12 protein-coding genes and 1 pseudogene are annotated in these 14604 nt (G+C 72.5%); 10 read left to right on the forward strand and 3 right to left on the reverse strand.

Annotation, left to right across the window (positions count from 1 at the left end; translation table 11 throughout):
- Positions 1-36: 36 nt before the first annotated feature.
- On the reverse strand, positions 37-255 hold the full coding sequence (locus ABGB21_RS17190; RefSeq protein WP_101371446.1) for a DUF397 domain-containing protein: 219 nt from the start codon (positions 253-255) through the stop codon (positions 37-39).
- 70 nt (positions 256-325) lie between these two features.
- On the opposite strand from ABGB21_RS17190, the gene pepN reads away from it, so the two are divergent.
- The 10 genes and pseudogenes from pepN to ABGB21_RS17240 form a co-directional block, all read left to right on the forward strand.
- On the forward strand, positions 326-2866 hold the full coding sequence (gene pepN, locus ABGB21_RS17195; protein WP_347654135.1) for an aminopeptidase N: 2541 nt from the start codon (positions 326-328) through the stop codon (positions 2864-2866).
- Positions 2867-2924: 58 nt separating this feature from the next.
- Entirely contained in the window at positions 2925-3521 is a 597-nt protein-coding gene (gene nadD, locus ABGB21_RS17200; RefSeq protein WP_347654133.1) for a nicotinate-nucleotide adenylyltransferase, read from the forward strand.
- 100 nt (positions 3522-3621) lie between these two features.
- Entirely contained in the window at positions 3622-4020 is a 399-nt protein-coding gene (rsfS, locus tag ABGB21_RS17205; protein ID WP_347654131.1) for a ribosome silencing factor, read from the forward strand.
- Positions 4017-4646: a histidine phosphatase family protein gene (locus ABGB21_RS17210; RefSeq protein WP_347654129.1), complete on the forward strand. Its 630-nt coding sequence runs from the start codon at positions 4017-4019 to the stop codon at positions 4644-4646. The genes rsfS and ABGB21_RS17210 overlap by 4 nt, the downstream gene beginning before the upstream one ends.
- Before the next feature lie 174 nt (positions 4647-4820).
- Complete coding sequence (locus tag ABGB21_RS17215; RefSeq protein ID WP_347654127.1) at positions 4821-5669, forward strand: DegV family protein; 849 nt, start codon at positions 4821-4823, stop codon at positions 5667-5669.
- Between the two features lie 154 nt (positions 5670-5823).
- A complete protein-coding gene (locus ABGB21_RS17220) occupies positions 5824-7041 on the forward strand; it encodes an alginate lyase family protein (RefSeq protein WP_347654125.1) in 1218 nt (405 codons plus the stop codon).
- Between the two features lie 437 nt (positions 7042-7478).
- Positions 7479-8333, forward strand: a complete 855-nt coding sequence (locus ABGB21_RS17225) for a ComEA family DNA-binding protein (protein ID WP_347654155.1) — start codon at positions 7479-7481, stop codon at positions 8331-8333.
- A 200-nt stretch (positions 8334-8533) separates the two neighbouring features.
- Positions 8534-10876 (forward strand): ComEC/Rec2 family competence protein, encoded by a 2343-nt coding sequence (locus ABGB21_RS17230; protein WP_347654154.1) that lies wholly within the window; start codon positions 8534-8536, stop codon positions 10874-10876.
- Between the two features lie 151 nt (positions 10877-11027).
- Positions 11028-12002: a DNA polymerase III subunit delta gene (gene holA, locus ABGB21_RS17235; RefSeq protein WP_347654123.1), complete on the forward strand. Its 975-nt coding sequence runs from the start codon at positions 11028-11030 to the stop codon at positions 12000-12002.
- A pseudogene (locus ABGB21_RS17240) lies at positions 11999-12325 on the forward strand (hypothetical protein); the annotation flags it as partial. The gene holA and the pseudogene ABGB21_RS17240, both read left to right, overlap by 4 nt.
- An 801-nt stretch (positions 12326-13126) precedes the next feature.
- On the opposite strand, the gene rpsT reads toward ABGB21_RS17240, so the two are convergent.
- On the reverse strand, positions 13127-13393 hold the full coding sequence (gene rpsT / locus ABGB21_RS17245; RefSeq protein WP_107269985.1) for a 30S ribosomal protein S20: 267 nt from the start codon (positions 13391-13393) through the stop codon (positions 13127-13129).
- Positions 13394-13608: 215 nt separating this feature from the next.
- A complete protein-coding gene (locus ABGB21_RS17250) occupies positions 13609-14592 on the reverse strand; it encodes a phosphotransferase (protein ID WP_347654121.1) in 984 nt (327 codons plus the stop codon).
- Positions 14593-14604: the final 12 nt, after the last annotated feature.

A 14604-nucleotide genomic window follows, 5' to 3' on the forward strand; every position in this document is an offset into this window, starting at 1 on the left:
GTCGCGGCCGACCTGACCAGGCCGAGGAGAGCCGGATCAGTCGAGGTCGAACTCGCCGTCCTGGGCGCCGGCCACGAAGGCGTCCCACTCGGCCTGGGTGAAGACCAGCACCGGGCCGTCCGGCTCGGCGGAGTTCCGCATGCCGATCAGGTCGTCCACGAACGCGATCTCGACCGCTCCCTCCGAGTCGTCACCCTCGGCCCGTTGCCACACGGCGCGCGACAGGTCGAAGTCGCCCTTGGGGTGCTGCGCCATCGTCGGTTCCTCCATCAGTGAGTCGCCGGGAGTCCGCGGCCTGCGGAATCCCATCGTGCAGGATAGGCGGATGCCGAGCCTCACCCGGGTAGCCGCCGCCGAGCGCGCCGCCCTGCTCACCGTCGATTCCTACGCCGTCGACCTGGACCTGACCGGCGACGAGGAGACGTTCCGGTCCACCAGCACCGTCCACTTCCGGTGCGCGACGCCGGGTGCGGCCAGCTTTGTCGAGGTCCGGCCCGCCCACCTGCACCGGGTACGCCTCAACGGCGTGGAACTGGACCCGGCGGCGCTGGTCGACAACCAGTTCCCGCTGGCCGGGCTGGCTGTCGAGAACGTGCTCACCGTCGAGGCGGAGATGCCGTACTCGAACAGTGGCGAGGGGCTGCACCGGTTCGTGGACCCGGCCGACGGTGCGACCTACCTGTACGCGATGTCCGCGATGGACAACGCGCACCGCATCTTCGCCTGCTTCGACCAACCCGACCTCAAGGCGCCGGTGACCGTGGGCGTCACCGCCCCGGAGGAGTGGACCGTGGCCGCGAACGGCGAACTCGCCGGTACGCGGCGGCCCGGCCGTTGGGAGTTCGCGCCGACCCTGCCGCTGGCCACCTACCTTGTCACGCTGGTCGCCGGCCCGTACCACGTGCTGCGCGCGGAGCACGACGGGGTGCCGCTCGGCCTCTACTGCCGCCGATCGCTCGCCGGGCACCTGGACCGGGAGGCCGGGGAGATCCTCACCGTCACCCGGCAGTGCCTGGACCGCTTCCACGAGCTTTTTGCGGTGCGCTACCCGTTCGGCAAGTACGACCAGGCGTTCGTCCCGGAGTTCAACATGGGGGCGATGGAGAACCCGGGACTGGTCACCTTCCGGGACGACCTGGTCTTCCGGTCCGTGGTCACCGACGACGACCGGGAACTGCGGGCCAACGTCATCGCCCACGAGATGGCGCACATGTGGTTCGGCGACCTGGTCACCCTGCGCTGGTGGGACGACCTGTGGCTGAACGAGTCGTTCGCCGAGTACTTCGGTACCCGGGTGACCGCCGAGGCGACCCGGTTCGACCGGGCCTGGACCACCTTCGGGATGCGCCGCAAGGCCGGCGGGTACGCGGCTGACCAGCGCCCGTCCACCCACCCGGTGGCGCCGACCGAGGTGTCCGACGCGGCCCAGGCGCTGACCAACCTCGACGGCATCTCGTACGCCAAGGGCGCCGCGGTGCTCCGGCAACTGGTCGCCTGGCTCGGTGACGAGGCGTTCCTCGCCGGCCTGCGGACCTACTTCGCCGCCCACCGGTTCGGCAACGCCACGCTCGCCGACCTGCTCGCCGCCCTGAGCGACAGCAGCGGTCGGGACCTGGCCGGCTGGGCCGAGGTCTGGCTGCGGCAGCCGCAGGTGAACACGCTGCGCACCGAGGTACGCCTGGACGACGCCGGCCGGTACGCCGAGGTGGCGATCGCCCAGTCCGCCCCGACGTCGTACCCGGTGTTGCGCCCGCACCGGATCGGGGTCGGACTCTACGACCGGGCCGCCACCGGCGAAGGGGGTGCCGCCGTGCCGCGCCGTCGGTTCGAGGTGGACCTCGACCCGGTCGTGGACCAGGGGCGGACCGTGCTGACCGGGCTGGTCGGCGAGCCGGCCGCCGGACTGCTGCTGCCCAACGACGGGGACCTGACCTTCGCCAAGATCCGGCTCGATCCGGGTTCCGCCGCCGCCGCGCCGACGGTGCTGCCGGTCCTGGCCGATCCGTTGGCCCGGGCGGTGCTCTGGGGGGAGTCGCTGGACGCGGCGGTCGACGCGGAGCGGTCGGTGGCCGAGCTGGTGGACCTGGTCACGGTCGCCCTGCCGGCCGAGCCCGAGGTTGTCGTGGCCCGGGACGTGCTGACCCTGACCGGTTCCCTGGTCGACCGGTACCTCGACCCGGTGGCCCGCCAGGACGCCACGGACCGGCTCGCCGCCACCTGCGAGCGCCTGCTCGCCACCGCGTCGCCGGGCGGCTCGATGCAGCTCACCGCCGTGCGGGAACTGGCACGCTGGACCCGGGACGCCGCCCGGCTGGCCGGCTGGCTGACCGGAACCGACGTACCGGACGGGCTCACCGTCGACGCCGACCTGCGCTGGACGGTGCTGCGCCGGCTCGCCGTACTCGGCGCGGTGGGGGAGTCGGAGATCACCGCCGAGCAGGCTGTGGACCCGAGCGCCACCGGTGCCGAACGGGCGGCGGAGTGCCGGGCCGCGCTACCGGATCCGGTAACGAAGGAGCGGGCCTGGGAGGTGGTGATGACCGACACCACCCTGTCCAACCGGCTGGTGATGGCGCACGCGACCGGGTTCTGGCAGCCGGAGCAGACCGGGCTGACGGCTTCCTACGTGGAGCGGTACTTCGCCGGGATCGTCGAGGCGGCGCGGCGACGTATGCCGCTGGTCGCCGAGCGGGTCGCGGCCCTCGCCTATCCGCGCTACGCCGTGACGCCGCGGACCCGGGAACTGGCGGCGGCGCTGCTGGCCCGCCCGGACCTGCCGTCCGGACTGCGCCGGGTGGTCACCGACGCCGACGACGACCTGCGCCGGGCGCTGCTCGCCCGGAGCCGTTGGGCCCCGGTGCCGTGATCTGCGATCTCTCCCATGCCGGGGCCGTCCGGTGGGGCGACCGGCCTACGATCATCACGTGGAGGAGAAGATCCGGCGAATAGGGATCATGGGGGGCACGTTCGACCCGATCCATCACGGGCACCTGGTCGCCGCGAACGAGGTGGCCGACCGCTTCGAGTTGGACGAGGTGCTGTTCGTGCCCACCGGGCAGCCCTGGCAGAAGGCGGACGAGCCGGTCAGCCCGGCCGAGGACCGGTACCTGATGACCGTGATCGCGACCGCCTCGAACCCGCGGTTCCAGGTCAGCCGGGTCGACATCGACCGGGGTGGGCCGACCTACACCGTCGACACCCTGCGTGACCTGCACGACCAGTACGGCCCGAAGGTCCAGCTGTTCTTCATCACCGGAGCTGACGCGCTGGAGAAGATCCTCTCCTGGAAGGATCTCGACCAGATGTTCGAGTTGGCGCACTTCATCGGGGTGACCCGGCCCGGTTTCGAGTTGTCCGACGCGCATCTGCCGGCCGACACGGTGAGCCTGGTGGAGGTGCCGGCGATGGCGATCTCCTCGACCGACTGCCGCCGTCGGGTGGCCGCCGGTGGCCCGGTCTGGTACCTGCTGCCGGACGGTGTGGTGCAGTACATCGCCAAACGAGGGTTGTACCAGGGGTGATTTCACCCGGTATGTGATTCTCTGTTCGGTTAACCGTGAAGCCGTACCCGCCGCCCGTGTGAGAGGCTAGAAGGGCCCGACGGTTGATCGAAGGAGAATGGTGACAGCTTCCGACCGCGCCCGTGAGCTCGCGACGGCCGCCGCACAGGCGGCAGCCGACAAGAAGGCGCAGGACATCGCCATCATCGACGTGTCGGACCAGTTGGTGATCACCGACGCGTTCCTGCTCGCCTCCGCGCCCAACGAGCGCCAGGTGACCGCGATCGTGGACGCGATCGAGGAACGACTGGTCAACCTGCCGGAGAAGGCCAAGCCGGTACGCCGGGAGGGCGAACGGGCCGGCCGCTGGGTGCTGCTCGACTACGTCGACCTGGTCGTGCACGTCCAGCACACCGAGGAGCGCGAGTTCTACGCGCTCGACCGGCTCTGGAAGGACTGCCCGACCATCCCGTTCGTGGACCGGGACCTGGTGGAGGCCGAGGCGGGCGCCGCCGAATGACCCGCTTGATCGTCTGGCGGCACGGCAACACCGACTGGAACGCCGCCAACCGGGTGCAGGGTCAACTCGACGTGGCGCTCAACGATCTCGGGCGTGAGCAGGCCGCCGCCGCCGCGCCGCTGCTGGCCGCGTTGCGACCGGACGCCATCGTCGCCAGCGACCTCGGTCGGGCCACCGACACCGCGGCGGCCCTGGCCGCGCTGACCGGTCTGCCGGTCCGGACCGATCCCCGGCTCCGGGAACGGTTCTACGGCGAGTGGCAGGGACTCAGGATGTCCGAGATCGCCGAGCGTTTCCCGGCCGAGCACGCCCGCTGGCGGGCCGGCGAGCCGGACCCCGGGTGTGCCGTGGAGAGCCTCGACGAGCTGGGCAAACGGGTCGGCATTGCGCTGCAGGAGGCAGCCGACGCGGTGCCCGGTGGCACCGTCGTGGTGGCGACGCACGGTGGCGCCGCCCGCCAGGGCTGCGGCTACCTGCTCGGCTGGGACGCCTTGGTGCTCCGGGCCGTCGGCCCGCTGAACAACTGCCACTGGACCGACCTGCGGCACGAGGAAGTCCGGGGCTGGCGACTGTACGGGCACAACGTCGGCCTGATCGCCGAGGGCCCGTCACCCGCCGCGATCTGATCCCACTGCCGGCTCGCGTCGACACGTTGCCCGCCCCGGCGCCGGGTCACCCCGCCCGACCGGTCGGATCGTCGCGGGCCCGGCGCGGCCGGGTCACCCCGCCCGGTCCGGTCGGTCGCCGGCTCCGACACCGCACACCCTCCGCTTTTCTCGCCGATCGGCTACCGTGCCGGAATGCCCGTCGCGGTTGTCACCGACTCCACCGCCTACCTCCCGGCGGAACTCGTCGACCGGTACCGGCTCACCGTCGTACCGCTCACCGTGGTCGTGGACGGGGTCGCCGGACTGGAGGGCGTCGACGTCACCCCGGCCGACGCCGCCCGTGCGCTGAGCGCGCGTCGGAGCACGATGACCACCTCCCGCCCGGCACCGGAACAGTTCGTCCGGACGTACCGCCGACTGCTCACCGACGGAGGCGCCACCGGTGTGCTCTCGGTCCACCTGTCGGCCGAGCTCTCCGGCACGGTGGAGGCCGCCCGGCTCGCCGCCGCCGAGCTCGGCGACCAGGTGGGCGTGGTCGACGCCCGGTCGACCGGGATGGGCCTCGGCTTTCCCGTCGTCGCCGCCGCCGAGGCCGCCGACCGGGGCGTGCCGCTTTCGGAGGTACGGCAGGCCGCGCTCGACGCCATCGACCGGACCAGCACCCTGTTCTACCTGGACACCCTGGAACTCCTCCGTCGAGGTGGCCGGATCAACGCCGCCGGGGCGCTGCTCGGCACGGCGCTGTCGGTCAAGCCGATCCTGCACGTCGTCGACGGCACGATCGCGCTGCGGGACCGGGTCCGGACCGCCGGGCGGGGACTGGCCCGGCTGGTCGACCTGGCCGTCGAGGTGGCCGGGGAGGGGGACGTCGAGGTCGCCGTACACCACCTGGCCGCTCCCGGGCGGGCGGCCGAACTCACTGCGGCGCTCGACTCCCGCCTCGGCCCCCGGGTACGGGCCCGGTACGTCACCGAGGCGGGTGCGGTGATCGGCGCACACGTCGGGCCGGGCCTGGCCTGCGTTGTCGTCCATCGACGGTGAGGAGGGGGTTTGTATGGGAAGGGCCCGTTCCGGATACCTGGGCCCGCAATGGGTTGACTGAGATCGATTGACGTGGTCGCATTGGACAACAAACCTTCCTAAGAGTTGTCGCCCGACCGGCGGCGCTCCGGTGTTCCGAGCAGGAGGAAGTGCTGTGTCCAGGTCACGTCTCCGGGGCAGGATTCCCCGGCTGATCGCTCTCGGTGCGCTGCTGGCCGTGACGGCGGTGGTGGTCCCGTACGCCGGCCCCGGCAACCCGTCGTCGGCCCAGGCCGCACCGGCAACCTTCACCCACCCGGGGGTGCTGGTCAGCCGCCCGCAGCTCGACTTCATCCGGTCCCGGGTCAACGCCGGCACGCAACCCTGGCGGGGTGCCTTCGACCAGATGATGGCGAGCAACTTCGCCTCGCTGTCGCGTACCCCGAAACCACGGGCGGTCGTCGAGTGCGGGTCGTACTCGAACCCCAACAACGGCTGCACCGACGAGCGACAGGACGCGCTCGCCGCCTACACCCTCGCGCTGGCCTGGTACGTCACCCAGGACAGCCGGTACGCCGAGAAGGCCATTCAGATCATGGACGCCTGGTCGGCGGTGATCCGGGACCACACCAACAGCAACGCGCCGCTGCAGACCGCGTGGGCCGGGTCGAGTTGGCCCCGGGCGGCCGAGATCATCCGGTACACGTACGGCGGCTGGTCCTCGACCGGCGTCAGCCGGTTCGCCACGATGCTCCGGGACGTCTACCTGCCGGAGATCGTCAACGGCAACCTGACCAGCAACGGCAACTGGGAACTGAGCATGATGGAGGCGACCCTCGGCATCTCCGTCTTCCTCGAGGACCGGGGCGTCTACGACCGGGCGCTGGCCAGGTTTCGCGACCGGCTGCCCGCCTTCCTCTACCTGACCACCGACGGCGCCTACCCCCGGGGTCCGGTCGGCAGTCACATCGACACCCGGGCCGAGGTGGTGTCGTACTGGCACGGACAGTCGACGTTCGTCGACGGGCTGTCCCAGGAAACCTGCCGGGACTTCACCCACACCGGGTACGGCATCTCGGCGATCTCCCACGTCGCGGAGACGCTCCGGCACCAGGGGCAGGACATCTATCCCGAGATCCAGGACCGGCTCCGGCACGCGCTTGGCTTCCACTCGCGTTACCAACTGGGTGACCCGGTGCCGTCCTCGCTCTGCGGCGGCACGCTCAACCTCGGGCTGGGCCCGGTCACCGAGGTCGCGTTCAACGCGCTGAACTTCCGGCGCGGTGTGCCGATGACCCGTAGCCAGCAACTCACCGAGCAGCAGCGTCCGGCCGGTACCAACTATCTCTTCGTCGCCTGGGAGACGCTGACCCACGCCAGCAACCCGTACTGAGTCCGATCATCGTCGGCCGGGGGCGCCTGCCCAGCGGGCATCACCCCCCGGCCGTCGTGTGCCGGTCGGCGGCCGGGGTCTCCCCGGCCCGGCGGTCCGGATGTCGAGGTCCGCGCCGGCTCGCTAGCACATCTGGCCATGATCAGGGCGTTGTCCACAGTGGGGTAGGTTGTCCACAGCGGTGCATGCTCGGCCGGCAGGCGGGTTGGTGCCGGGTCTAGCTTCGGCGGGTGTCCGACGACGAGACGATCGTGCGAGAGCGCCTGGACCGGCTCTTCGGCGCCGACGAGAGGCGCGGAGGCGGGGCGCCGGCCACGTCCGGGGTCCGCCCGCGACGGCCGACGGCCGACCCGTGGCAGTACGCCGGATCCGGTTCGCCACCCCCGGGCAGGGCCGGCGGTGACGGGCATGGGTTCCCCACCGGCCTTCCCGCCGCCGTGGGGGAGGCCGGCGGCACCGCCGGTGGGGAGCTGGACGGGACCACCCGTCGGAGCGTCGACCAGGATGGTCCGTCGGCCGACCCGGGGGTCGATCCGGGAGCCGAGCGGGGAAACGACGCCAGGCGGCGCGAGGCGGCCGGGGCCGGCGAGGACGCAGAACCGGACGGCACCGGACCGCGACGGCTGACCGGATCGGACGGCACCGGATCGCGACGGCTGACCGGGCCGGGCGCGTTCGATCCGGGACGGCGTGGCGTCCGGGCACTTGCCGTGGTGGCCACCGTGGTGGTGCTCGTCGCGGCGGGCTGGGCCTGGCTGTCCCGTCCACACAGCGAACCGGTACCGGACGCACCGACCGCCGCGGCACCCCTCGTATCCGGATCGCTCGACTCCGGTGTCGGCCCGAGCCCCGCCGAGCTGGTCGTCGCGGTGGCCGGCAGGGTTCGTCGGCCAGGACTGGTACGACTGCCCGCCGGAGCGCGGGTCGCGGACGCCCTCGCCGCCGCGGGCGGGGCGCAACCCGGGGTCGACATGGCGTCGCTCAACCTGGCCCGCAAGGTGGCCGACGGTGAGCTGATCCTGGTCGGTGTCACACCGCCACCCGGGGCGGCCGGACCGGCCGGGGACGGATCGTCCTCGGCCACCGGGATCGGTCCCGCCGAAAAGGTGAACCTCAACACCGCCACCGCCGCGCAACTCGATGCTCTGCCCGGAGTGGGGCCGGTGCTCGCCCAACGCATCGTCGACCACCGTGAGCGCAGCGGTGGCTTCCGAGCGGTGGGTGACCTGCGCCAGGTGACCGGCATCGGCGACGCCCGGTACGAGGACCTGAAGGACCTGGTGACGGTGTGACCGGGCAGACCAGGGGCCAGAACGGGCAGACGTGGACCGACCGTCCGGCCCCGGCCCCGCCCAGTCGGTTCGCGTCGCTCGGCCCGGCGGCGGCCCGCCGGTCGGCCTGGTCCAGTCGACGGGCACTGCCCACCGGGTCTGCCCCGTCCGGCCCGGCGGACGGGGCAGACCCCGACAGTGGCAGTCGCCAGAGCTCGGACCTGCGTCTGGCCGGGCTTGCCGTGGGTGCCTGGCTCTCCGCGTTGGCCTGCCTGCGGTCGACCGCCGGCATGGCGATGCTGGTCGCGGCGCTCGCGGTGGCGATCGCGCTGGTGCTCGGACATCGACTGATCCGTCGACCGGTTCCGGTGCTGGAGCGGCACGGTTGGATCGTGGTCACGGTGCTGCTCGGGGTGCTCTGCGGCAGCGCCGCCACCGCCGCCCGACTCGGCGTACGCGACGCCGCGTCGCTGCGCGAACTGGCCGACGCGCGAACCCGGGTCACCGTCGAACTGGTGGTCCGGGACGACCCCCGGACTCTGGCCGCCCCGGCCGGTCGACCGACGACGTACCTGCTCTCGGCCCGACTCGGCTGGCTGGAGCGGCCGGTCGGGGGTCGGCTGCGCCTGCCGGCGCGGATCCTGGTGCTGGCCGCCGATCCCCATTGGCGGCACCTGCTGCCCGGACAGCGGCTGACCGCCACCGGACGCCTCGGGACGCCACGCGGCGGAGACCTCACCGCGGCCGTGCTGACGGTGACCACCCCACCCCAGCTGCGTGGGAGGTCATCCTGGGGCCAGCGGTTGGCAGGCACCCTGCGGGCCGGTCTGCAGCGGGCCTGCGCGCCGCTGCCGGCCGAGCCGGGCGGGCTGCTTCCCGGGCTGGTGGTGGGTGACACGAGCCGCCTGGAACCGGTGGTCGAACACCACTTCCAGACCACCGGAATGACCCATTTGACTGCTGTGTCAGGTTCCAATGTCGCGATTGTCATCGGTGCCGTGCTGTTGCTGACCCGGTGGGCCCGGGCCGGGCCCTGGCTCGCCGCGCTCTGCTGCGGGGCGGCACTGGTCGGTTTTGTCATCCTGGCCCGGCCGTCGCCGAGCGTCGTACGGGCCGCGACCATGGGGGCGATCGGCCTGATCGGACTGGCCACCGGTCGACCCCGGGCGGCTCTCCCGGCCTTGGCCGGCGCGGTGACGGTGCTGGTCGTCGTTGATCCGGAACTGGCCGGCGACGCCGGGTTCGCGCTCTCCGTACTGGCCACCGGTGGCCTGCTGCTGCTCGCCCCGCGCTGGCGGGACGGACTGCGTCGCCGGGGCGTGCCGCCCGGGCTGGCCGAGGCGTTGGCGATCCCGGCCGCCGCGCAACTCGCCTGCGCCCCGGTGATCGCCGGGCTCTCCGGAACGGTCAGCTTGGTGGCCGTACCGGCGAACCTCCTGGCGGTTCCGGCTGTCGCACCGGCCACCGTGCTCGGCGTGACCGCCGCGGTGCTCTCCCCGTTCTGGCCGACCGGCGCCGAGATCCTGGCCTGGCTCGGGCACTGGCCGGCCTGGTGGCTGGTCCTGGTGGCCCGGTACGGCGCGCAGGTGCCCGCCGGCACACTGCCCTGGCTGGACGGGGCAGCCGGTGGGCTGCTGCTCGCGGCGCTGACACTCGCCCTGCTGGTCGCGGTCCGTCGCCCGCTGGTCCGCCGACTCGTCGCCGTGGTCACCGCCGCCGTGGTCGTCGGGACATTGCCGGTACGGCTGATCGCGACCGGTTGGCCGCCGCCGGGCTGGGTGGTGGTGGCCTGCGCGGTGGGTCAGGGCGACACCCTGGTCCTGCCGGTCGGCCCGGGCCGGGCGGTGGTGGTGGACGCCGGCCCGGACCCCAATCCGGTCGACCGGTGCCTGCGCCGGCTCCGGATCCGGACGGTGCCGCTACTGGTCGTCAGCCACTTCCACGCCGATCACGTGGGTGGTCTGGACGGCGTTCTCCGGGGTCGGGCGGTCGGCGGGATCGCCGTTCCGCCGTGGCCGGAACCGGTCGAGGCACGGGCCGCCGTGCACCGGGCCGCCACCCTGCGGAACGTGCCGGTGGGGGAGATCGGTGCCGGCTGGACCTATCTCGGTGGTGCCGTGGCGCTGACCGGGCTCGCTCCGGTTCATCCGATCCGGGGCACCCGCTCGGATCCGAACAACAACTCCGTGGTGCTGCGTGCCGAGGTTGCCGGTGTTCAGGTACTACTCACCGGGGACGCGGAGACCGAGGAGCAGCGGGCACTGCTGGACCGGGCACCGGTCGGATCGCTGCGCGCCGACGTGCTGAAGGTGCCGCACCACGGATCGGCGTACCAGGAGTGGTCCTTCCTGGAGGCGGTGGACCCGGCGGTGGCGCTGGTACCGGTGGGCACCGACAACGGTTACGGGCACCCCAACCCCGGCCTGCTGGATCGGCTGACCCGGTCCGGGGTCCGGGTGCTCCGCACCGACCGGGACGGTGACCTGGCGGTGGTACGTACCGACGGCGGGCGGCTTGCGGTGGCGGTACGCGGACTGCCGCCGGGCGAGGACAACGGGCGATGACCCGGCGGCCGGGACGGAGACGAGCGACGGCAGGACCACGAGAAATGCCTGAGTTAAGATAAATGTCTGGATTTGCGCTAAGTGCGGGGTCAGCCGTAGCTACCCGGATGACCAGGCCCGACCGGCCGGCACCGCGTGCGACGATGACCACGTGACGTCCACGAACCTCGCTCCTGTCCTCCTGGTCCTCGGCGACGAGGAGTTGCTCGTGACCAGGGCGGTGGCCGGTGCCGTCGAGGCGGCCCGGGCCGCCGATCCCGGTGTCGACGTACACGACCACGAGGCCGGGGCACTGAACCCGGGAGAGATCGCCGAACTGCTCGGTCCGTCCCTGTTCGGCGGTCGCCGTGTGCTGATCGTCCGAGCTGGACAGGACGCCCGCAAGGACCTGGTGACCGAACTGCTGGCGTACGCGAAGCACCCCGACCCCGAGGTGCACCTGGTGGTGACGCACGCCGGCGGGGCGAAGGGCAAGGCGTTCGCCGACGGACTGCGGGCGGCGGGCGCGGAGGTCGTACCGGCGGCGAAACTGAAGGGACACCGCGAGCGGGTGGGATTTGTCCGCGACGAGGTACGCCGTGGCGGTGGCCGGTGCACCGAGGAGGCGGCCGAGGCGCTGATCGCGGCGGTCGGCAACGACCTGCGGGAACTCGCCTCCGCCTGTTCCCAACTGCTTGCCGACACCGACGGCCGGATCGGGGCCGACACGGTCGCGCGGTACTACCGGGGTCGGGCCGAGGTGAGCGGCTTCACCGTCGCCGACGCCGCCATGGCTGGAGACGTACCGGGGGCGCTGGAGGCACTGCGCTGGGCACTGCACGTCGGGGTCGATCCGGTCCCGATCGCCGACGCGATCGCCGACGGGGTACGTACGGTGGCCCGGGTCAGCTCGGCGGGTCGGGGTAACCCGTACCAGCTGGCAAGCAGCCTCGGCATGCCCGCCTGGAAGATCGAGAAGGCCCAGCGGGTGGGGCGCGGCTGGACCCCCGAGGGGATCGCCGACGCGATGTACGCCGCGGCCGAGTGCAACGCCGCGGTCAAGGGTGGCGCCGAGGACCGGGGCTACGCCCTGGAACGGGCGGTGGTCGCCGTCGCGACCGCGCGCGGGGTGAGCGGCCGACGATGACCTGGGCGATGGCGCTGTCGGCCGAGGAGGAGGAGCGGTTACGGCCGCTGTACTCCCGTGTGCTCCGGCTGCGTCACGTCGATCCGGGCGGGGTGCTGTGCTTCCTCTACTTCGAGGGCATGGTGTCGCTCGGTCTGCTGCTCGCCCTGGCCGAGCTGGTGAACTGGTGGGCAGTGTTCCTGCTGCCGGTCTCCGTCGCGGCGATGGTGAAGGCCAACGATCTCGTGGCCGCGGCGGTGGCCCGGACCGCCGCCCGGGTGCCCGCCCAGGAACGCCAGCGGTTCCGCCGTGAGTTGCAGCCGGCGGTCGGACGGGCCCGGGTACCCGGCGCGCTGCTGACGGACCCCGGGTCGGAACCGCCGACCGACGCCCTGACCGGAGTCGCCGCATCCGGCGCGGTGACGGTGCCCGGCACGGCCACGGGCACGGTTCCCGGCGGTGCGCTTTCTGCCGGTGCGCTCTTTTGCTTCGCCCCCGGGATACGGGACGTCGGTGGGCGCCTGATCGCCCGGCTCGTCCCGGCCGGACGTCCGCTGAGCATGACCTCGATGGTCCGGGCCCGGCTGGAATCCGGTGCCCGGCCCCGGCCGGAGTCCGACTGGGAGCCCCGCCCTGATCTGGATCTCATGGAACGCCTCCGGGCCGGCGTGCCGGGCCTGTCACCACTCATGGTGACCGGCCCGTCCGCGGCTGTCCCACCGGCCAGCCGGGTCGCCCCGGACCAGACGGGCGGCGTCGCATGGTCGGGCCGGGACCCACGGGCGCCCTGGTTCCCACCAACCGAGCCGTCGAGCCGGCAGCAGACCGGGGCTTCCGGATCAGCAGCCGCTGGGTGCCGCCGCAACGACCGGCTGGTCGAACGGCCGACCCGACGGTGGTTGGTCCGGCTGGATCCGATGGACAGTAGCCGCCAGCGGGCCCGGCAGTCCGCCCGACGCCGCTACGAGTGACACCGGGGCCTGCCGAACGGACCGGCTGTCGGCGGCTACGAGTGACATGACATGGAGCCATGACGAGTGGGGCCGTCGCCGTACCGGATTTCAGCGCCGGGACGCGGCCGGGCACAGCACGGTGGCCCCGAGCCGACCGGCTCGGGGCCACCGTGCAGAAATCTGCGGAGCGCGTCAGGCGGAGAGCGACTGCAGACGCTTGGCGATCGCCGACTTGCGGTTCGCCGCCTGGTTCTGGTGGATCACGCCCTTGCTGACCGCCTTGTCAAGCTTGCGCGAGGCGTCCCGCATCAGCTCGGTGGCCTTGGCGCTGTCGCCACTCTCGGTCGCCTCGTGGAACTTGCGAATGGCGGTCTTCAGCGACGACTTGACCGACTTGTTACGCAACCGGCGCTTCTCGTTCTGCCGGTTGCGCTTGATCTGGGACTTGATGTTCGCCACGCGACAGCCTCGTCCTGGTAGCTAGCTCAGCCTGGTAGCTAGGGTTTCCGTTTGCCTGATTACGCGCGGGCGACGACCACGTCACATGCGGGACCCGCGTCACGTGTTGAGAAGCACGTGACATGCGGGAAGGCACGTCACACTGCGGCCGTGTCGGCACGCGCGAAATCCCACGTTACCAGGTGCCCACGTCCAAGGCCAAAATGACCGGGCGGTCACTGCCAGCCCTGGCGGGCGGCGAGCCACGACAGTGCCGTCTCGCCACTCCACTGCTGGTGTCCACGGATGTGCGGGGAAGCGGTGCTCGGCCCGGCCGCCGCCCGGACGAGCCAGTAGCCGGCGAGTGCGGCCAGCGCCGCGTCCAGGCCGTCGTCCGGTGCGTCGCGGGCCGCCGGATGGGCAGCGAACAGGTCGTCGGCCGGCAGCCCGCTGGCGTACGCGGTGACCAGCAGGCCGGCCAGGTCGAACCAGGCCGGCCCGAAACACAGCCAGGTCCAGTCGCAGATCCAGCTCGCACCGGCGGCGTCGATCAGCACGTTGTCGACCCGGAGATCGCAGTGGATCATCGCCGTGGTCTCGGCGTACCCGGGTAGCCGGGCCTCCAGGGCGGCGAGGTCGGGCAACCGGTGCCGGGCCACGGCCGGCGGGTTCGGCAGCGTTTCGCGGCCGGTGGCCAGTTCGCCCCACCAGGCGAGGTCGGCGCGGGCCAGGTCGGCGAGGCGGGGCGCGCCGAGAGCGGCGAGTTCGGCCGGTGGCTCCCGCAGCGCCTCGGCGACCGTCGCGTACGCCACGAGGGTCGCCTCGAGATCGGTCCGGGACCAGGGCAGTGCCGGCATCCGTCCGTCGATGGCGTCCAGGCAGACCACGTAGTAGCCGGCGGCGGTCAACGTCCAGCGGGGCCGGGCGACGGGCAGCCCGGCCGGCAGTGCGGCGGTGATCGCGACCTCCCGGGCGTACCAGTCACTCAGATGACGCTGGTCGACCAGGGAGGCGGCCTTGACGAAGACCCGGTCCCCGGCCACGGTCTGCAGCACGCCCGCGAAGCCCCGGGTGAATCCGCCGCCGGCGGTACCGGCCCAGCTGACCCGGGAACCCAGCCGGGCACTGATCGCCGCCCGGAGTTCGGCAGGAAGATCAGCCCAGCCGGGTCGTACGGCGGTCGTGTCGTACGGTCGCGGGGGCACCGAGATGACTGCCATGGCGCCAAGTCT

This window comes from Plantactinospora sp. B24E8 (assembly GCF_039871735.1).
GTDB lineage: Bacteria > Actinomycetota > Actinomycetes > Mycobacteriales > Micromonosporaceae > Plantactinospora.

What these genes read in the sequence shown, in the direction of transcription:
- ABGB21_RS17190 (WP_101371446.1), bottom strand. Translation starts at nt 255, where the DNA reads ATGGCGCAGCACCCCAAGGGCGACTTCGACCTGTCGCGCGCCGTGTGG.
- pepN (WP_347654135.1), top strand. Translation starts at nt 326, where the DNA reads ATGCCGAGCCTCACCCGGGTAGCCGCCGCCGAGCGCGCCGCCCTGCTC.
- ABGB21_RS17210 (WP_347654129.1), top strand. Translation starts at nt 4,017, where the DNA reads ATGACCCGCTTGATCGTCTGGCGGCACGGCAACACCGACTGGAACGCC.
- ABGB21_RS17215 (WP_347654127.1), top strand. Translation starts at nt 4,821, where the DNA reads ATGCCCGTCGCGGTTGTCACCGACTCCACCGCCTACCTCCCGGCGGAA.
- ABGB21_RS17250 (WP_347654121.1), bottom strand. Translation starts at nt 14,592, where the DNA reads ATGGCAGTCATCTCGGTGCCCCCGCGACCGTACGACACGACCGCCGTA.